Raw genomic sequence first — 16,497 nt, 5'->3', positions numbered from 1 at the left:
TAGTTCCGGGCGGTAACTGCTATACAGCACCGCATCGGGTCGAAGGAAAATCCGGGTTACTGAACGCCCAGACGGCGGAACATATCGGCGATAATGTTTCTGCGGGTATAAGAAGCACCTGCAGCTTTCAGATCCTCCAGAACGTTCCATGAATAGCTCGCCTCATTGCCATAAATCGCAATGAGAGTGGCTGTTTTAGGCTCCGGGCCTGACATATGCCCATTTCCGGAACAGGCCTTTGCGGTCGGGGTGTTAACGCTCATGTTTCTGGCTCCTGTCTGATGAGGTTCCGTGCGGCGGGTGCCGCACGGGGTGAACCGGATTTAAATGTCGATACCTGCGCGCTCGATCAGGCGCACAAACTGTTTGAAGTGGTCTGCTTCAGCCACATGGATATGGCGGAACTGTTTATCGACGCCGCTGCTGAGGGCGTAGAAATAGGTGCAGCGCATCGTTTCGGGGCAGTTTCTGCGCAGTTTCTTCAGCTCAGCCAGGCTGCTGAACTCCAGAACGTCCGGTTCCTCCGCTGAGTTTTTTTTCTGCTCAGCGACGAGGAACGTGTACGACACGGTTTTTCCCCCTATCTTCCTGGAAGATTCCTGAGCGGCGGTTTTGACGTTGACGTTTTGTGTGTACATCCTGGTTTTCTCCTGTGGTGATGGTTGTCCATCTCCCTGGTGAGTTCTCTCGCGGCAAAGGGCAAAAGGAGCAACGGCGGGGCGGCAGAAGAAGGGCGCAGACGAAAGTTTTTGCGGCACGCAAAAAGTTTTGGCGGAGTGCATTTCACCCTTCGGATGACGACACGACGGTGCTACAAGCAGCCCTCCGCGTGAGGACGCACGGGGGATGGCTTCACCGGGGGAACAGGATGCACACACCCGACACGTCGGAACGGCGTGGCGCCATTAAAGCGACGGCATCAGCCGGCGCGGTGAAGGCGTTCCGGACGGCACGGCCGGAGAAGCCGCAGCCCCTGACCTTCGCCATCAGACCCTAGCGTCAGCCCGAAACCGCTTGCGGGTTCGGCGGAGCCCGGCGGGTGCGCAGCGGCCGCCCTGGCGGAGTGGGGCTCGACGACCGGACAGCAGCGCTGGCCGGGAGCCGAAGGGGGCCATCGCCCTGCCCGTTTTTTGGGTTATGGCCACTGAGCTGCAGCTGAGAAAGTTAACCAGCAGGACGCCGGATATAACGCCCGGGATGAAGAGCACAGGGAAAACCAGGCCGAAGCCAGAGACAGGCAGGTAACTCATGGCGCGCTGACTTCAGCAAAATCAGGCAGGAGAGAGGGCAAGGCGGAGGGAGCAGAGGGGCAGCGCCGAAGGCGCGTCCCCCTTCCCCCGTTCCCCGCAGGGGAACAGACCTTCCGGGTTGTTCATGCATGCGACTGCACCCTTCGGGATGGAAAAAGGGGCTACCGGCGAACCGGCAACCCCTTCATAAAGGCGCTTCAGGCATGTCCGAGCAACTCAGCCCTGAAAAGGCGGGGTTTCCCCCGCCTCCAGGTTGCTACTTACCGTTGGATTCGTAAGCCAGGCTTGCCGCGACCTCCCTGTCCCCGTCCTTTAGCCGGAGTTCGCATAAGCGGTTCCGGGTCAGGCATGTGAATATTAAGAGCGTTATACACACGATTAATACGCACCAGATAAGGGCGTTTCGCGGCAGTTTCATGGTTTACTCCTCCTTGCATTAAGCACGGTAAGAGGCCATACTGTTGTTGTTGAGACATACAGGGGGCCTCGTGGGTTAATGAAAATTAACTACGGGGCTTTCTGCTTTCTGCCACACAACACGGCAACAAACCACCTTCACGTCATGAGGCAAAAAGCCTCAAGCGCCACGTCGATTATACCGGGCAGGTGCTCTTTCTTACCAGGTATATCCACGCTTTATGCTGCTTATCGCCTGAAATATCTCAGGTATCCCCATCCCGCGATCACTACGCCCGTGACCAGCGCAAGATTGGGCAAAATGACGTCAAATGCACTTACAAATTCGGCATCAGAATTACCCTGCCCCCAGAATGCCAGCTTGTACCCGACGCCCCAGACAAAGAAGATGATCCCGGCACTCAGAACTCCGTATTTCATTACGCCGAGCAGGATTTCATCTAACCAGCCAGGCGGATCACGCCATGTGATGACCAGAGCTATTAGTGTGCAGATGATCTGGCCTGCATAATAACCAGGCGTACCATGCCATTCTGGCGCAGCATGCTTAACGATTAAATAGAACAGCACGTTCAGGAAGATAACGAGCAACCAGTACCTCATAATTCTGCTTTCCTTATATGTTTTGTCTGAGCAGTCAGACAACATTGTATCTGATTCATCGGGCGGACTTGCCATTGAAATATGCCTGACGTGCAGCCAGCTCACGCTCGATTAACTCATCGGCAAACAAAGGGGCAACACGATTAATCCGTGCCTGCATATTGCGCCTTCTCACTGCGGCTTTCCGTTCATCGCTCCAGCGCTGGATCTGTTTCTGACCGAGAAAATCCACGCAAACAGCGTAACCTGAGCCAGCAACCCAGCGTGCCATCACCTCCTCAGGTGCCGCCTGCCCTGCCTCCACGACAACTGAAACCAGCTCCAGTAGACCTGGGCAGGGCTTGTGCGGCAATTTCCAGCGCAGGGAATAGCGCCACTTCATACACCGCTCCGGTCAGCCAGCTTATTTGGCACCTGCCAGCGTTCAGCGACACGAACATGCTCAGGTGTTTCCCGGACAATAAACGGGATTTCATACATCACTGTATACAGCGGCTCACCGCTGATGCGAAGCCAGTCAAGTTCCTTCAGCGACGCGAACCGCGACTGCCAGCGCCAGAACGGTCCGGCAAGCTCTGCCGCGTCAAACTCGTCGCTCCACCGGGTGTACCAGGTGCAGACGGTTTCCGGAGACTGAAAATTCAGGTCAATTTTCGCCTGCTCCAGCAGGTTCTGGCGCAGTTTCCAGCGCTGTTCGTACTCACGGGACTGGCGGCGCAGCTGGCGCGTGGTCTTAATGCCGGACCGGTGCAGCCGTCGACCCGTGCGGGTGTGCATGACCTCAGGAAACAGTTCGGCCTGTACGTCAATCGTGAGCGGCAGCGGGCAGGCTTCGCCACTGGTGGCGATCATCGTGTTAAGCGCCTCCTCGACCTGTTTCAGGTTCGAATGACGGTTATTTGGCACCCAGTGCAGGCCAGGTATTTTACTGGCCACCGTGGCGTTGAGGCGTCCGCTGCCCGTGAGAAGACGCAGAAAGGTACGCACATACGGCATGGCGGGCAGTCGTGCGCCGCGTTCGCGGGCAGACTCAACATGGCTGATAGCCTGTATTGCAGCCTGACGGGCGGGCTTCAGGGAAACGAGCGCGTGTGAGGATGGGATCATGCTGTCACCTCCCCGCTCATCAGGTTCGCCACGGTGCGGGCAGTGCAGTTAAAGCGGCGCATACCTGCCAGCTGCGCGATCAGCTGGCTTATCCGGTCAGGCTGTAGCGTGTCACTCTGGTAAAGGGTACGCACCACTTCCCCGCCGGAGGAGAGCAGTACCAGAAGCCAGTACGGCGAGACTTCGCCGGGGCTGCACACGCACAGATGCCAGTCATCGCTGCCGTCCGCGCTGAAGCGGCACTGGACGGGGAAGAAGCCGCCGAACTCGCTGCGGTATTCGGCGCAGACGTGCCATCCTTCTGGTGTCGACAGGAGGCCGGTCACGGTATCGCTGAGGGCGCGGCGCGCGTCCTCGCCCTGCTGACGGATAAACTCCAGGTCGGAGGCGGTCAGTTTGTTGATTTGGTTCAGGTCATATTGCATAGTCATGTCTGTTCCCGCCGCCCGAAGGCGGCGGCCTCCGGTATTAAGCAGCGTGGTCAGTGGTGTGAGCGTCGGTTTCGGTGGCTTCTTCAGCCTCAGCGGTTGGTGATGTGCGCACCATCCAGTCAGGCAGCCAGCCCTGAGCATTCAGATCCTGCTCGGCGGCCTTCGCCGCATCGCGGCGCTTGAGCTTCACAATCTCTCCGGCGCGGGCACTGAGTCCGGCTTCTTCGTAGGCTTTGCCAATCTGGGCGATGGTGAGCTTGCCGAAGTAGCTCTCAGCATCCGGCTGCCACCATTTGCGCAGGTCAAAGTCCAGCGCCGCTTCCAGCCCGTCCAGTTCGCTTTTCTGCGTATGGTTGTACATACGTTCCTGAATACCGTTGATACCGTGCGCGGCACAGAATCCCAGCAGGGTGTTCACCTGCTCCGCTGACCATGAAAGCAGCCACGTGAAATCGAGATGCCAGTTTTCGGGCAGCGTTGCCTGAAGCGCCTCTTTCTGCGCTTTGAGCGCCGTCAGCGCCTTCCCTTCTTCACCGGATGGAGCCAGTGATGCAAGGTGATACTGATTCGAGGACACGGAGGCTTTCAGCGGTTCGCTGCGTTTACCGTAGCTGCGGTCAAACATACTGAGGCACAGTGTCCACGTCAGGAGCGCCACCGATACGTCGGGACGACCCGCCAGTTCGGCCTGAACGGCGAGAGTCCGTTCGGCTGACATAGCTTTTACCAGCGTTGCCGGATAAGCGTCGGCGGGAATGTCAGGCGTGGTGTGTCTGATCACATTGCTTTCACGTTCCTCACGCGCCTGTTCTTCAGCTACCCGGTCTTCGTCGGTCAGCCTGCGGATACCGGGCTGAACCCGAAAATTGTCACCATCCCATGACACCCAGATACCGTGGGCGGCGCGAAATTCCGGCGTGGCTTCGCGGTAAGTCGCCTCGCAGTAGATATCATCAATCTGCTCCTGAATCGCGTATTCGTCATCGTAGCTTTCAGTCGCTTCCATTTGTTCTTCCAGCTCACTGACGCGCTTCTGTTCTTCTTCCGTCAGGACAGCTTTCGGCATCGCAAAACGGTACTGTTCACCGTCCTCACCGCTGGCACGCAGTTCCGTCATACGGAACTCAGCCCAGCCCCAGCCCTGCTCCTGCTTAACGCGAGCGGCGAGCACGGTGAGCTTGCCAGCCAGCAGAGATTTCACCAGCGCCGCATCGGCAAAGGTGCTGTCCTTGTCGCTGAACAGGTCGGCGGTCAGCGTACCGCCAGCGGCGGTATAGGCTTCCTCGCCCACATACTCAAACATCGGGTGACTGATGGCCATCTTGTCGTCGGTCACCATTCTGCGCAGAGTCTGTACGGCTGGATCGCGCCACTGTTCAACAGCCTCTTTCCAGACCTGCTCCTGACGCTCATGGGTATCAGCAAGTGTCAGGACTTCACACTGTTCAAGGGAGATTGCATCCCGCGCCAGCGCATCCAGCAGGGAGGGGGCAAGATTCGCCAGCTTCAGGCAGCGCTGAACGTGGCGCGGGTGGTAGCCCATCAGTGCGCCGATCTGAGAGGCCGTTTTACCTTCCTGCTGAAGGGTACGAAAACCGATAATCTGCTCGGCGGGATGCATGTTTTTACGTCGACCGTTCTCGATCATCGAGGCCGCCACAGCCATCTCCACGGGCAGGACTTTCACCGGAACAAACGGCGTGTCCGCATCGAGCACACCGCGCATCACCAGAATGCCTGTGCCTCTGCGGCGACCTTCCCCGCCGACAATGCCGATCGTACCGTCCGGCAGTTCTGCACCGATCAGGTTCTGCAGGATGCCCATTGCCTGAATGCTGTCTGCCATCTCTTCCACTTCCTGATCGGTATGCGGAATGATGCGCGTGTTTAAGCCAGTGTGTGACAGGCGGGAGTACGGGAAGGTTTGCACGGGCGTATCAGCGAGCAGCTGGACGAGCTTCTGCTCGGTAGACTGCGCGATTTTTTCCGCAGATTTTGTCTGACGGGTGGTCCTGGCTGGTTTTTTTGCCGTAGTATTGGTGGCGACCATGATTTTTACCTCTCAGTAATAGTTGTGGTTAGCCGTGGCCGGAGTGCGATCCGGTCACGGCACCCGGTTAACCGGTAATGCGTTTCGGGTGTGCTGCCAGTGCTCCAAAGGACGGATAGCCATCAAGAAGCTGCATCATGACTTTTGCCCCTTCGAGCATCGCTTTATCCGTTACGCTGCCGCTGTTTTCACAAACGTTGATCGTTGCCACGATCCCCGATTTCACATCTGAAAAACGCTCATACATGCGGTTGCTGAACAGGACGCGTTTGCCTCCTGCCATCACCTGCCAGTTGTTGCAGTCATTAAATCGGGTGTCCACGTTGTCAAACTCGACCACGTGGGTGTCGCTGGCCTGAATGCGCAGCAGCTTCACGATTTCGGTGCTCTGCCCGACCTTACGGGTCGCCGGACGGGTGTTAAGGTTCTGCATGTTTCCTCCTTCTCTGGGTTAAGGCCGGACATCCGGCCTCCGGTTAAAGCTGCACGTATTGCAGATTGCGTTTCAGTTCAAAAAGAAAATCCGGTTCAAACGACCAGGCGCGCCAGTTAAGCGTTCCGTTGGTGCGGATCTCCACCTGCACGTCGCCGTATCGGGACGCATCGGACAGGGTGACGGTGACCCCCGCCTTCAGCGAAGTGGCCTGAGCCACCCACTCCCGTGCGACAGAAACAGGGTTTTGTTCTTCCCCCATCTTCCTGGAAGATTCTTGAGCGGCGGTTTTGACGTTGACGTTTCGTGTGTGCATCCTGGTTTTCTCCTGTGGTGATGGCTGGCCATCTCCCTGGTGAGTTCTCTCGCGGCAAAGGGCAAAAGGAGCAACGGCGGGGCGGCAGGAGAAGGGCGCAGACAAAACTTTTTGCGGCACGCAAAAAGTTTTGGCGGCGTGCATTTCACCCTTCGGATGACGACACGACGGTGCTACAAGCAGCCCTCCGCGTGAGGACGCACGGGGGATGGCCTCACCGGATGAACAGGATGCACGCACCCGACACGTCGGAACGGCGTGGCGGCCTTAAAGCGACGGCTCCGCCGGCGCGGTCAGGGCGGCCCGGCCTCCGGCCGGTGCAAGCCAGGGGGTTGACCTCAGCCATCAGACCCTAGCGTCAGCCCGAAACCGCTTGCGGGTTCGGCGGAGCCCGGCGGGTGCGTCAGCAGCCGACCTGGCGGAGTGGGGCTCGACGACCGGACCGCCACGCGGGCCGGGAGCCGAAGGGGGCCAGAAGTGGGATTCAGGAGTTTTCAGAGGATTTGCTGATCGGGTTTCAGAGCCGCCACGCCACGCCACGCCACGCCACGCCACGCCACGCCACGCCACGCCACGCCACGCAGGACCGTATCCGTGACAATTTGCCCTCACAATGCCTTTCATCTGCATCTCTCCGGGCTTACATCCGGGCGGGAGGGGGCGGCGCCGCAGGCGCTGGCCTTACCGTCCGTCAGCCCGAAGGGATGACAGGGTTTTCGCGCGCGAACAGGCGGCGCCTATGCCCCGCCCGGATTATTTACTTTCCATCCCCCTGTCCGCCCTGGAGAATGAAGTGGCCGCAAAGATAGACGGCGCACTGGCGGGTAGCCGATTCGCAGATCTCATCCAGCACTTTCGCTGTGGTTACGGGGCTGAGTCCGGATTCGCGACGTCGTTCGTTGATGAGCGTTTTATACTGGCGCAGGATGTTACGGGTTTCCGGTGACAGTTGCATGGTGTTCTCCTTTTTTCAGTTTCCGGAGGCAATGCCTCCGGTTTCTCAGTCAGGCATCGAGCGCCGCGCGCAGGCTCAACATGACGTCATTTTCTTCTTTCAGGGTTTCTGCCGCTGATCCGCCTCCATCCTCCGCGCATACAGCGATACGCTCCATTTCCTTCCCTGCAAGCTGCATCACCACCGCAAGCGCCGCAGCCGGAATGGTGACATTACGGTGTTTCCGTTTTTCTTCCACCATCATCTCAACAATGTTGTAGATGAGAGGGACACATCCGGAGGGATACAGCTCTGCCTCCAGTCTTTCCATCACCACGTCGATCTCTTCATCACTGAGATCCCAGTCAATGCAGAGACCGCGAATATCGTTCCGGCTCCAGCTGGCGAATACAAATTTCTCGCCGTCATTATCGTCATCACGCAGCATTTCGATGGCGATCTCTTTTGCTGTACCAATCATGTTTTTCTCCTTTAGTCGGGCGGCATCGCCGCCCGTGGTCAGTCAGTCAAGGGCACGCCAGATCGTGGCGCTTTCCGGATGGGTATCAGCAAATGCCATAAGCTGCTCATAACGGCGGCAGAAGTGGCGGCACAGCTCTTCATGGTCATGGTTGCTGTGGTGCCAGCTCCGGTGATTCAGTACCAGCGCCGTGAGAATGATCCCCGCCACTTCCCCGCTGACAGTCTGCTCAAACCAGTTGTCCGGATTGCACAGGGTCAGGCTCTCCACGTCAGGCGCCATATATCCGCCACCTTCCGGCAGCCGGTAAAACTGCCAGAATCCCCCCTGATACTCAGGGCAGTAACGCTGGGCATAGGCGTACACGGATGCCTCGGACGTCATAAAATCGCCGCCAAACAAATCAGGCAGGAAAGTCAGGCGCTGCGCACCCTCAAGACGAACAGCATCACAGGTCACGGTCTGGTTCATAGATCCTCCACGGTTAACATATTCTCGGTTCCGGCATCGCCGTGACGACACGACAGACCGGCGAAAAGCGGAGGACACAGGGGCGACGCCGCAAGCCGCAGCGCAAAGCCTTCACGGGCTGAATGCACCGTGAAGGGTGCGAACGGGTGAGGACGGAGGCGTAAGCGAACCCTTGTGGCCGATGCGGCCGGGCTACAGTGAAGTCACGGCGCATGCCGTCACCGCACGGAGCTTCAGGGGAGTTTCATTGTCCCGACGTGGCCCGGAGGGCAGCGGCGGATAAAAGCGGAAGGCACTGACATCCTTTTCGCAGTGGATGGCCACCGGTTGCCGGGGCGTTACCCCGGCTCTCTCCCTTACGCGGCCAGCGTCTCCTGTAATGCGTGAACGTCCTTCAGCTCATTCCTGACGGATTCAGGCTCCTGCCGCCCGGCTTCCCAGGCCATACCGATCCGGTTTTCCAGCTCGCATTCATAGTTACGCAGGACGCGGGACAGGAGTACCGCCGGAACACTCACCTGACGGTTTGCCACTTCCCGCTGACGGGCCAGGAGATCGCTGACAGTCAGATTATTTACCCCCTCCTGGCGGTATTGCGTCATTTTCATTTCGCCGATCGCCTTCATCAGATTCCGGATTTCAGTCCCGTCCGGTTCTGGCTGGGCTTCACGGCAGGCCACGCTAATCCCCTCTTCCGTCCAGACCAGCAGGACCAGGGGTTCGTCAGACGTGAACATGTTTTCAAGCTGTACACAAAGTTCTTCGCGGGTTCCGTACATCGTTTGTTCTCTCTTGTAAGGGGTTACAGACCGGGCATCAGCCCGGCAGGGTCAGTCAGTCCTGAAAGGTTTCGTCCAGCACCAGGGCTTCGCGGTAGGCTTCAAGAAGCAGGGTGTTGATCCGGCGCAGAGTCTGCGCAGCCATACGTTCGGTAAGCGTTGCCGCGTCGTGCCGGTGCTGCGATTCGAGGCGGTTCAGCAGCATCCGCACGTCACACATGGCATTGCTGAGCGCGGCCACGTCCGCGCGCAGGTTTTCAAGGCCCGGGTAGTTCATGCCGCCTCCGGATAGTCGGGGTAAAACGCGCCGTCATTGGCCGCCGGCATCCTTCTTGCCCGTTCAACCTGTGCCAGACGTCGAACGCCGGCGGCGTGGTACTGCTCAAGCATCTCGATCCCGATATAGCGGCGGCTGGCTTCGGCGGCGGCCACGCAGGTGGAGCCGCTTCCGGCGAACGGGTCAAGGACAATAGCCCCCGGACGCGTGAGCGATTCAATCAGCGGCCGCAGGCTCTGCACCGGCTTCTCCGTCGGATGGTGTCGGTTGCCCGTGTATTTCCAGGGGATCACGTCCGGGATGGGACGGTCCGGGGTTTGCGGCCTTCCCTTTGCCAGCAGGTAGGCACTCTCATGGGTGTAACCCACGAACGTCGATTTTGAGGCGTAGCTCTTGGCAAAGACGATATGGCCAACCACCCTGAAACCGGCCGTTTTCCACGCATTCAGAAACAGATCCGCGCGGTTCCAGGCATAGAAACTCACCATGAGGCTGTCATTTTTCAGCACGCGGTACATTTCATGACAGGCGGGCTGGAGCCATTCGGAAGAGTTGTCCCCGGCCAGGGTGCGGCCGGTACGGTCCTTATAGCCAACCAGGTACGGTGGGTCGGTAAGAATAAAATCGACGGCACGCGCCGGAAAACGGGACATCACCTGCACGCAGTCACCCAGAATAAAACGGGACATAGACACACTCCTCTCTGATATGCGGCACCCTCTTGCGCCGTGCCGCCACAAAAACCCGGCGAAAAGCGGAGGGCGCAGGGGCGACGCCGCAAGCCGCAGCGCAAGCCTTTCACGGGCTGAATGCACCGTGAAAGGTGCGAACGGGTGAGGACGGAGACAACGTGAACCCTTGCGACCGCAGCGGCCGGGTTAGCGTGAAGGCACGGCGTTGAACACGCCGCCGGCTGGCGGCAATAAGGCGGAGGGAACCGACATCCTTCGGTACCGGTTCTGCTAGCTGATGAGTCCGTGAGTGTATGGCAGAATGCACACTGATAATGGATTCGCGCCGTTATCTTACATGTGTGCCTTTGATTTCAGGACGTCCCCGACCGGAGACGTCTTTTTTTTGAGTCGGATATATGGCAGGTGAAAAAAGGCAGCGATTGTGCAATTATCTGTGCCGAAAACATCTGATGGGTTTTCACCTGTAACGAATTGCATGGCTTCAGGACACCCCCTCCCCGGATGGTGTCCTTTTTTTCAGCGCCCCTTCACGTGGTCGATAGCGAACTGCAGCGTATCCCAGTTAAAACCGATGCCTGCATCGTGGCTGTGGTCGCAGATACGCATGGCTTCTGCAATTTCTTCCTCCGACAGACTGTCATCAAGCGACAGAAAATCATCTTCCAGCCAGAACGTCCCCATACACAGTGCATCCGGTGGGTACTGCTTCAGCCTGGCGATGAGCCCTGCCACCGTCACATCATCACGACATGCAGGACGCGACGGCAGGACGCGATCGGCGATGTCGTTCCAGCACCAGTCATCGCACTCCGGTACGGGTTCCAGCAGGGTCTGTAATTCCACGCCCGGCAGCAGGGAGAGCTGCTCCAGAACCTCCCCCAGAGAAAGTCGCTCTCCGCTGGCATCTTCACTCCCCAGGTAATGGTGATTGATATAGACGGCAAACTCGCCGTTATCGAGTTCAATACAGGTCAGTCTGAACATGGTTGTGTCCTCAGCATCCGGCACCCTCTTGCGCCGTGCCGCCACAAAAACACGGCGTAAAGCGGAGGACGCCAGGGCGACGCCGAAGCCGCAGCGCAAGCCCTTCACGGGCTGAATGCACCGTGCAGGGCGCGAACGGGTGAGGACGGAGACAACGTGAACCCTTGCGACCGCAGCGGCCGGGTTAGCGTGAAGGCACGGCGGGTAATTTCTTACGGGAGATATAAAGCGGAGGGAAAATTTCACATTAAATAAAAATGTGATTTACTTCACAAAACAATACATTATAATCGCCGAAAAATTAAGCGATTAGTTTTGACGGCAGGGATAAGATGTCACCCTGCCGTTTTTTTTTGTCCTGAAGAGGACAATGCAGGACAGAGGGTTACAGGATTGAGAGAATGCCAGCCGAACATTGGAATCTGGAAGTGGGCAGCTGGCACGAAACTTATTTAGCTGTTTTGCAGGCTGAGACTAACGATGATCGGAGTACGCGAAACTCAATTACGTCGTTACGCTCGAGAAGCTTGAGAGCGTCTGACGAACAGGCCATTGCAGCCTTCAGTGCCAGTGAAATGGCGAGGCTGCGGTAGCGGTTTTGCAGCATGATGGGAGCATCAGCAGGCACTGCGTCAGACACCTGTAGATACGCTTTCCATGCATCTGGCTGTGCCAAAGCATCACGTTCCACGGCTTCGAGCTGGTCTTCACGTTCCTTTTGCTTTTTCGTGGCCATCTGGTCAAGAACCGCCACTGTGGCTGCGGCATTCACAGCACCAGGCATTGCCAGTGTGAGCGCCACAAACAAAATTGCAGTATTACACTTCATTTGTCTTCCTCATTGTGTTCATCTCCCTTATGTCCTGACAGTTCAACAGCTCGCTGGCCTCCGCCAGCGTCAGCCCCGTTCTCTTAACCTTTTGCATCAGTCCCTCCCGGGCTGTCTGGTTACCATTCTGAATGATGTTCCTGCTCAGGATCGGTTCTTCGGCTTTTTATCGTCAAACGCCAGGAGAACACCGAGGCCGATCAGCGAGGCGTAGCAGACCTGCATCGCAATTGTCACCGGCAGGGAGATATTATCAACCAGAACACCGGGAACCACGACGGCCACGCCTGCCAGTATCATTCCCCTGCCGGTCTTTTTTACCCGCTCCGGCCACTGAGATTCAGGCACGTTCCGGGCGCGCAGAAAGTTATGAATGCACTGCTCTGCTTTTTGTTTAATCACTGGCATGCTCTAGTCTCCGAATGCCCGGCGCATATTTTTCTTTATCCTGGTCGCTTCAGCGGATACCGGTGCGGCAGGCTCCGCTGGTTTCTCCGGCACTGCAGCCATACTCACGTCAGCCGTACCAGCCATCTGCTGAACCAGAACCTGCAGCTCGCTGACCGTGCCGGGCGGTACCGGCATACTGGCCAGCAGACGCGGCAGCTCCGGTGCGGTCGTATGCAGGGCCAGACCGGTGATAATCAGGTTTCTCAGCAGCTCTCCGCGCAGGCGGGATGACACGCCCGTCAGCACACGCTCAACCCGTTCACTGCTCCGGTCATCCTGAAGCGTCAGGGTGTAACGCCGGCGCTGGTATTCCGTCTCCGGTGACATGGCCAGAGCCGCCACGCCACCATCAGGCTCATCAGGAAGTCCTGAGAGTGAAGACCAGGTGCCGGATACCAGCGCCATCACGGCACAAAGCCGGATGGCGCTCAGATACCCGTCAAAGAACACCGGGATCAGCGCCGGTAAACGTGCATCCGTCTGGTACATCACCGCCCCGGCGGTGACGGCGGTCCGGATGAAGTCACCACGCAGGGGCTGTGAGATGGTGCTGATGGTCGCCATCGCCGCGATGTCGGTGCGATCGTCGCTGTGCAGATAGAAAGAATACTGGCCGTCCGGCACGTTTAGTCCTCTTTATTGTAAAGGGCAATCTCTCTGGCCAGCGCCAGCTGCGGATCGCCGATAACCTCGATACGGTCAGGAGCCAGAGGCCAGGCCTGACGGATAGCCTCTTCAATGAGGGATGCCCCTCCCCCGACCAGGAATACCCGGTTAACGTTCCTGAAGGCCGTCAGCTCACTGGTGACGCGCGCGCCCAGGGAAGTGATTGCCTCTGTAATTTTGTTCAGAACATCGTCAATTTTTCCGGCATCGTTGATCACTCGCTGCAGATACTGACGATCATTGCGGTTGCGGATGACCGTGTCAGCAATAAGCGCGCTGGTTTCGCTGTCTGCAGCCCGCAGCGCGCCTGCAGCTGCGCGGGTGACCTGTGACACGCCGACAGACGGATTGCCGTGTACCGCACTGATATCATCAAACTGTCCGACAATCACGCCGGCATCGAGCGTGGTTCCGCCGAGATCGATAATCAGGGTGGTCTCAGCGGGTCCGGGCTTCAGCTCCGCGAGACGGGAGAACGCCGCCGGCAGTGATTCAGGCATCACCTTCACGTCCGTTACGGTAAATGCCCTGCCCTTATTCAGAACCAGCTCACGCATCAGGTTTTCCCGTTTGCGTCGGATGTTCTCCTCGTTCCGCTGGCAGTCCCCGTCATAATACTCGCTCAGGGGCAGCGTCACGGTCAGGCTCACCGGCTGCGGCTCAAGTCCGCTGTTCAGCAGGGCATGATGCACGGCCAGCAGGTTGAGATCACCGTACTGGTATTCCACGTTTGTCGTCGGGATGGCATCCCGGCTGACGCTGTCCCAGGTGTATTTCAGCGTGCCCACCTGATAGTTGAACGTTGCGGCACTGAATTCCGCCACTTTCCAGCCATGCCGGAAGGAGTTAGCTGAAACCCGGGTCTGCAGCTCGTTTCCTTCAAACCATGCCAGCTTAACATTAGTTGAACCATCATCGCAGTAAATATTCATCATTATGCTCCGTTAATTAAACTCAATTTGATACATATTATAAGAGCAAAATGGCAAAACAAAAGCCTTATTTTCTCATTGTGAGTAATTTAAAAATCTCACAATGAGGATAAATAGCATTTTGAGTAACTTAGGTTACTCACCCTGTTCATGAAGCAGGTGATCTGGATTATCCTCGCGCTGTTAAATATACTGTATGCATAACCAGTATATTTAGACGTCAGGAGGAAAGATGAAACTGCAGTTTTTCAGCACCGGGAAAGCACTCCCGCCACAGGCCCATCCGTTGTTTGCAGACCTGGCCAGCTGCGGTTTTCCCAGCCCTGCCGCTGACTATGTCGAGTCCGACCTGGATCTCCATGATTACTGCATACGGCACCCGAGCGCGACTTACTATCTCCGTGCCAGCGGTGACAGCATGTCCGACGGCAGCCTTTACAATGGCGATCTGCTGGTTGTGGACAGTGCAGAGAAGCCCCGGCACGGCGATATTGTTGTGGCCAGCGTGCAGGGGGAGTTTACGGTTAAACGGCTTCTGCTGACGCCACGACTGACGCTGCAGCCAATGAACGCCGCCTGGTCGCCGATTTATCCCGACCCGGACGATCTGGATATCTTTGGCGTCGTCACGCACATCATCCACCGCCCGAGGGAGATGTACTGATGTTTGCCCTGGCCGATGTGAACAGCTTTTATGCCAGCTGCGAACGCGTTTTCCGCCCGGATTTGAAAGGAAAGCCGATCGTCGTCCTGAGCAACAACGACGGAAATGTGATCGCACGCAGCGCCGAGGCGAAGCCCTGGATCAAAATGGGCACCCCGTGGTTCCAGATAAAGAACGAGCTTTACCCGGAACAAATATACTGTTTTTCAAGCAATTATGAGCTTTACGCCTCGATGTCGGCGCGCGTGATGAACTGCCTGGAGGAGCTGGCCCCCAGGGTGGAACAGTATTCGATCGACGAGATGTTCCTTGACCTGACAGGCGTGGAGCACTGCATGGATCTTGAGGATTTCGGCCGGCAGCTGCGCCAGCACGTGTATGACTGTACCCGTCTGACCATCGGTGTGGGCGCCGGACCAACGAAAACGCTGGCGAAATCAGCCCAGTGGGCCTCAAAGGAGTGGAAACAGTTTCGCGGCGTGCTCGCCCTGACCCGGGGGAATCCTCAGCGAACGCGGAAACTGCTTTCACTGCAGCCGGTCGAAGAGATCTGGGGCGTGGGAAACCGCATTGCACGCAAGCTCAATGTACTGGGCATCAGGACCGCGCTCGATCTTGCCCTGACGAACCCGGCCTTTATCCGCAAAAATTTCTCCGTGGTCCTTGAGCGAACGGTCCGGGAGCTGAACGGGGAAAGCTGTATGTCACTTGAGGAAGCCCCGCCAGTGAAACAGCAGATTGTCTGCAGCCGCAGTTTTGGAGAGAAAATCACGGAGTACGATTCGCTGCGCCAGGCTGTCTGTCAGTACGCAGAACGGGCCTCAGAAAAGCTGCGTAAAGAGCGCCAGTACTGCCGGCATATTTCCGTATTTATCAAAACGTCTCCGTTCGCCGTTAAAGAGCCTTACTACGGCAACGTGGCCACGGAGAAACTGCTTACCCCCACTCAGGACACCCGGGACATCATTGCGGCCGCCACAACGGCTCTGGAGCGTATCTGGAAGGATGGGCACCGGTATGCTAAAGCCGGTGTGATGCTGAATGACTTCACCGGCTCCGGCGTTTCGCAGCTGCAGCTGTTCGACGAACGTCCTCCCCGTCCTCACAGCGCTGAGCTGATGAAGGTTCTCGATGGCATTAATCATTCCGGGCTGGGACAGGTCTGGTTTGCAGGACGAGGGATTGCGCCTGCATGGCAGATGAAACGCGATATGCTCTCCCCTGCGTACACCACACGCTGGAAAGATATCCCCATAGCGAGGATCGGTTAAATTTCGCCTTTCAGAGAGAGCCAGTAGTGCTCGCCGCAGCCGAACGACAGGGCGAAGCCCGCGAGTGAGCGAGGAAGCACCAGGGAACTGCACGGATAAATTCTGCTTACGCTCGGTGTTAAATGGATACCCCACTCAGCTTTATCCACTTATCCACGGGTATATTTTTATAAAGTCTTTTTTAATTCTTTTTTCTTTATTTTACTCCTTTTAGGGAGCCTGAAAGCCGCATGCAGCGCGCCCTGAGAGGAGTTCATTATGGGCAACTGGTTAACATATTATGGGTAATTAATCACGTATCTGTGGGTTCCATAGCAACAAGCTATGGGATATGCATCAACAAGCTATGGGAAACAGGTCAAGTTTAGATCTCAATTATCCACTTGTGGATAAATTGCATATTTTCCCGGTGGATAAGTAACGTGATAGCTTGCAATTTCTGTTTTCACTGTCATTA

23 protein-coding genes and 1 pseudogene are annotated in these 16,497 nt (G+C 57.2%); 2 read left to right on the top strand and 22 right to left on the bottom strand.

The features are described 5' to 3' along the window. Nucleotides 1-56: 56 nt before the first annotated feature. From AAHF05_RS24270 to parM, 22 genes and pseudogenes are all read right to left on the bottom strand, one after another. Complete coding sequence (locus AAHF05_RS24270) at nt 57-215, bottom strand: hypothetical protein (RefSeq protein WP_226840883.1); 159 nt, start codon at nt 213-215, stop codon at nt 57-59. Between the two features lie 108 nt (nt 216-323). Next, nucleotides 324-638 carry a hypothetical protein gene (locus AAHF05_RS24265; protein WP_048209986.1) on the bottom strand — a complete coding sequence of 105 codons (315 nt, stop codon included), beginning with the start codon at nt 636-638 and terminating at the stop codon, nt 324-326. An 868-nt stretch (nt 639-1,506) separates the two neighbouring features. Next, nucleotides 1,507-1,629 (bottom strand): type I toxin-antitoxin system Hok family toxin, encoded by a 123-nt coding sequence (locus tag AAHF05_RS24260; RefSeq protein ID WP_223256846.1) that lies wholly within the window; start codon nt 1,627-1,629, stop codon nt 1,507-1,509. Then, a pseudogene (locus AAHF05_RS24255) lies at nt 1,574-1,687 on the bottom strand (DUF5431 family protein); the annotation flags it as partial. The gene AAHF05_RS24260 and the pseudogene AAHF05_RS24255, both read right to left, overlap by 56 nt. A 208-nt stretch (nt 1,688-1,895) precedes the next feature. Continuing rightward, on the bottom strand, nt 1,896-2,270 hold the full coding sequence (locus tag AAHF05_RS24250) for a hypothetical protein (RefSeq protein ID WP_023345473.1): 375 nt from the start codon (nt 2,268-2,270) through the stop codon (nt 1,896-1,898). Between the two features lie 55 nt (nt 2,271-2,325). Next, complete coding sequence (locus AAHF05_RS24245; RefSeq protein WP_048209984.1) at nt 2,326-2,652, bottom strand: hypothetical protein; 327 nt, start codon at nt 2,650-2,652, stop codon at nt 2,326-2,328. Next, nucleotides 2,649-3,377, bottom strand: a complete 729-nt coding sequence (locus AAHF05_RS24240) for a plasmid SOS inhibition protein A (protein WP_048209983.1) — start codon at nt 3,375-3,377, stop codon at nt 2,649-2,651. The genes AAHF05_RS24245 and AAHF05_RS24240 overlap by 4 nt, the downstream gene beginning before the upstream one ends. Further along, nucleotides 3,374-3,808: a conjugation system SOS inhibitor PsiB gene (psiB, locus tag AAHF05_RS24235; protein ID WP_048209982.1), complete on the bottom strand. Its 435-nt coding sequence runs from the start codon at nt 3,806-3,808 to the stop codon at nt 3,374-3,376. The genes AAHF05_RS24240 and psiB overlap by 4 nt, the downstream gene beginning before the upstream one ends. A gap of 37 nt (nt 3,809-3,845) precedes the next feature. Then, a complete protein-coding gene (locus tag AAHF05_RS24230; protein ID WP_126297374.1) occupies nt 3,846-5,858 on the bottom strand; it encodes a ParB N-terminal domain-containing protein in 2,013 nt (670 codons plus the stop codon). Between the two features lie 67 nt (nt 5,859-5,925). Further along, nucleotides 5,926-6,291, bottom strand: a complete 366-nt coding sequence (locus AAHF05_RS24225; RefSeq protein ID WP_015572064.1) for a hypothetical protein — start codon at nt 6,289-6,291, stop codon at nt 5,926-5,928. Between the two features lie 43 nt (nt 6,292-6,334). Further along, nucleotides 6,335-6,607, bottom strand: a complete 273-nt coding sequence (locus AAHF05_RS24220; RefSeq protein ID WP_048209980.1) for a hypothetical protein — start codon at nt 6,605-6,607, stop codon at nt 6,335-6,337. Nucleotides 6,608-7,364: 757 nt separating this feature from the next. Then, a complete protein-coding gene (locus AAHF05_RS24215) occupies nt 7,365-7,562 on the bottom strand; it encodes a hypothetical protein (protein WP_048209979.1) in 198 nt (65 codons plus the stop codon). Between the two features lie 49 nt (nt 7,563-7,611). Continuing rightward, a complete protein-coding gene (locus AAHF05_RS24210; RefSeq protein ID WP_048209978.1) occupies nt 7,612-8,022 on the bottom strand; it encodes a DUF1380 family protein in 411 nt (136 codons plus the stop codon). A 42-nt stretch (nt 8,023-8,064) separates the two neighbouring features. Then, nucleotides 8,065-8,493, bottom strand: a complete 429-nt coding sequence (locus AAHF05_RS24205) for an antirestriction protein (protein WP_008502215.1) — start codon at nt 8,491-8,493, stop codon at nt 8,065-8,067. A gap of 356 nt (nt 8,494-8,849) precedes the next feature. Next, a complete protein-coding gene (locus AAHF05_RS24200) occupies nt 8,850-9,272 on the bottom strand; it encodes a DUF1380 family protein (protein ID WP_008502214.1) in 423 nt (140 codons plus the stop codon). 55 nt (nt 9,273-9,327) lie between these two features. Continuing rightward, nucleotides 9,328-9,549 (bottom strand): hypothetical protein, encoded by a 222-nt coding sequence (locus tag AAHF05_RS24195; protein WP_008502213.1) that lies wholly within the window; start codon nt 9,547-9,549, stop codon nt 9,328-9,330. Further along, a complete protein-coding gene (locus tag AAHF05_RS24190) occupies nt 9,546-10,238 on the bottom strand; it encodes a DNA methylase (RefSeq protein ID WP_008502212.1) in 693 nt (230 codons plus the stop codon). The genes AAHF05_RS24195 and AAHF05_RS24190 overlap by 4 nt, the downstream gene beginning before the upstream one ends. Before the next feature lie 522 nt (nt 10,239-10,760). Then, nucleotides 10,761-11,228 carry a hypothetical protein gene (locus AAHF05_RS24185; RefSeq protein WP_048209977.1) on the bottom strand — a complete coding sequence of 156 codons (468 nt, stop codon included), beginning with the start codon at nt 11,226-11,228 and terminating at the stop codon, nt 10,761-10,763. Between the two features lie 448 nt (nt 11,229-11,676). After that, nucleotides 11,677-12,057 (bottom strand): hypothetical protein, encoded by a 381-nt coding sequence (locus AAHF05_RS24180; protein WP_048209976.1) that lies wholly within the window; start codon nt 12,055-12,057, stop codon nt 11,677-11,679. A gap of 144 nt (nt 12,058-12,201) precedes the next feature. Continuing rightward, nucleotides 12,202-12,465 (bottom strand): hypothetical protein, encoded by a 264-nt coding sequence (locus AAHF05_RS24175; RefSeq protein WP_048209975.1) that lies wholly within the window; start codon nt 12,463-12,465, stop codon nt 12,202-12,204. Nucleotides 12,466-12,468: 3 nt separating this feature from the next. Continuing rightward, the gene (locus AAHF05_RS24170) at nt 12,469-13,131 is read right to left on the bottom strand and encodes a plasmid partitioning/stability family protein (RefSeq protein WP_048209974.1); all 663 of its coding nucleotides are present in this window, start codon (nt 13,129-13,131) and stop codon (nt 12,469-12,471) included. Nucleotides 13,132-13,133: 2 nt separating this feature from the next. After that, nucleotides 13,134-14,105, bottom strand: a complete 972-nt coding sequence (gene parM / locus AAHF05_RS24165) for a plasmid segregation protein ParM domain-containing protein (RefSeq protein ID WP_080336844.1) — start codon at nt 14,103-14,105, stop codon at nt 13,134-13,136. 232 nt (nt 14,106-14,337) lie between these two features. On the opposite strand from parM, the gene umuD reads away from it, so the two are divergent. Together umuD and AAHF05_RS24155 are read left to right on the top strand one after the other, a co-directional pair. Continuing rightward, nucleotides 14,338-14,769, top strand: a complete 432-nt coding sequence (gene umuD / locus AAHF05_RS24160) for a translesion error-prone DNA polymerase V autoproteolytic subunit (RefSeq protein ID WP_048209973.1) — start codon at nt 14,338-14,340, stop codon at nt 14,767-14,769. Continuing rightward, the gene (locus AAHF05_RS24155) at nt 14,769-16,040 is read left to right on the top strand and encodes a Y-family DNA polymerase (RefSeq protein ID WP_008502211.1); all 1,272 of its coding nucleotides are present in this window, start codon (nt 14,769-14,771) and stop codon (nt 16,038-16,040) included. Before umuD ends, AAHF05_RS24155 begins: the two co-directional genes overlap by 1 nt. Nucleotides 16,041-16,497 lie beyond the last annotated feature (457 nt).

The organism is Enterobacter adelaidei (genome assembly GCF_041937165.1).
Lineage (GTDB): Bacteria > Pseudomonadota > Gammaproteobacteria > Enterobacterales > Enterobacteriaceae > Enterobacter > Enterobacter adelaidei.
The sequence above is the reverse complement of the archived record's forward strand: the minus strand, read 5'-3'. Positions and strand labels throughout refer to the sequence as shown.

Excerpts from the sequence above, each read along its gene's own strand:
- AAHF05_RS24270 (WP_226840883.1), bottom strand. The coding sequence starts at position 215 with ATGTCAGGCCCGGAGCCTAAAACAGCCACTCTCATTGCGATTTATGGC.
- AAHF05_RS24205 (WP_008502215.1), bottom strand. The coding sequence starts at position 8,493 with ATGAACCAGACCGTGACCTGTGATGCTGTTCGTCTTGAGGGTGCGCAG.
- AAHF05_RS24210 (WP_048209978.1), bottom strand. The coding sequence starts at position 8,022 with ATGATTGGTACAGCAAAAGAGATCGCCATCGAAATGCTGCGTGATGAC.
- AAHF05_RS24200 (WP_008502214.1), bottom strand. The coding sequence starts at position 9,272 with ATGTACGGAACCCGCGAAGAACTTTGTGTACAGCTTGAAAACATGTTC.
- AAHF05_RS24195 (WP_008502213.1), bottom strand. The coding sequence starts at position 9,549 with ATGAACTACCCGGGCCTTGAAAACCTGCGCGCGGACGTGGCCGCGCTC.
- AAHF05_RS24225 (WP_015572064.1), bottom strand. The coding sequence starts at position 6,291 with ATGCAGAACCTTAACACCCGTCCGGCGACCCGTAAGGTCGGGCAGAGC.
- psiB (WP_048209982.1), bottom strand. The coding sequence starts at position 3,808 with ATGACTATGCAATATGACCTGAACCAAATCAACAAACTGACCGCCTCC.
- AAHF05_RS24240 (WP_048209983.1), bottom strand. The coding sequence starts at position 3,377 with ATGATCCCATCCTCACACGCGCTCGTTTCCCTGAAGCCCGCCCGTCAG.
- AAHF05_RS24175 (WP_048209975.1), bottom strand. The coding sequence starts at position 12,465 with ATGCCAGTGATTAAACAAAAAGCAGAGCAGTGCATTCATAACTTTCTG.
- umuD (WP_048209973.1), top strand. The coding sequence starts at position 14,338 with ATGAAACTGCAGTTTTTCAGCACCGGGAAAGCACTCCCGCCACAGGCC.
- AAHF05_RS24185 (WP_048209977.1), bottom strand. The coding sequence starts at position 11,228 with ATGTTCAGACTGACCTGTATTGAACTCGATAACGGCGAGTTTGCCGTC.
- AAHF05_RS24180 (WP_048209976.1), bottom strand. The coding sequence starts at position 12,057 with ATGAAGTGTAATACTGCAATTTTGTTTGTGGCGCTCACACTGGCAATG.
- AAHF05_RS24250 (WP_023345473.1), bottom strand. The coding sequence starts at position 2,270 with ATGAGGTACTGGTTGCTCGTTATCTTCCTGAACGTGCTGTTCTATTTA.
- AAHF05_RS24265 (WP_048209986.1), bottom strand. The coding sequence starts at position 638 with ATGTACACACAAAACGTCAACGTCAAAACCGCCGCTCAGGAATCTTCC.
- AAHF05_RS24155 (WP_008502211.1), top strand. The coding sequence starts at position 14,769 with ATGTTTGCCCTGGCCGATGTGAACAGCTTTTATGCCAGCTGCGAACGC.
- AAHF05_RS24230 (WP_126297374.1), bottom strand. The coding sequence starts at position 5,858 with ATGGTCGCCACCAATACTACGGCAAAAAAACCAGCCAGGACCACCCGT.
- parM (WP_080336844.1), bottom strand. The coding sequence starts at position 14,105 with ATGAATATTTACTGCGATGATGGTTCAACTAATGTTAAGCTGGCATGG.
- AAHF05_RS24190 (WP_008502212.1), bottom strand. The coding sequence starts at position 10,238 with ATGTCCCGTTTTATTCTGGGTGACTGCGTGCAGGTGATGTCCCGTTTT.
- AAHF05_RS24215 (WP_048209979.1), bottom strand. The coding sequence starts at position 7,562 with ATGCAACTGTCACCGGAAACCCGTAACATCCTGCGCCAGTATAAAACG.
- AAHF05_RS24245 (WP_048209984.1), bottom strand. The coding sequence starts at position 2,652 with ATGAAGTGGCGCTATTCCCTGCGCTGGAAATTGCCGCACAAGCCCTGC.
- AAHF05_RS24220 (WP_048209980.1), bottom strand. The coding sequence starts at position 6,607 with ATGCACACACGAAACGTCAACGTCAAAACCGCCGCTCAAGAATCTTCC.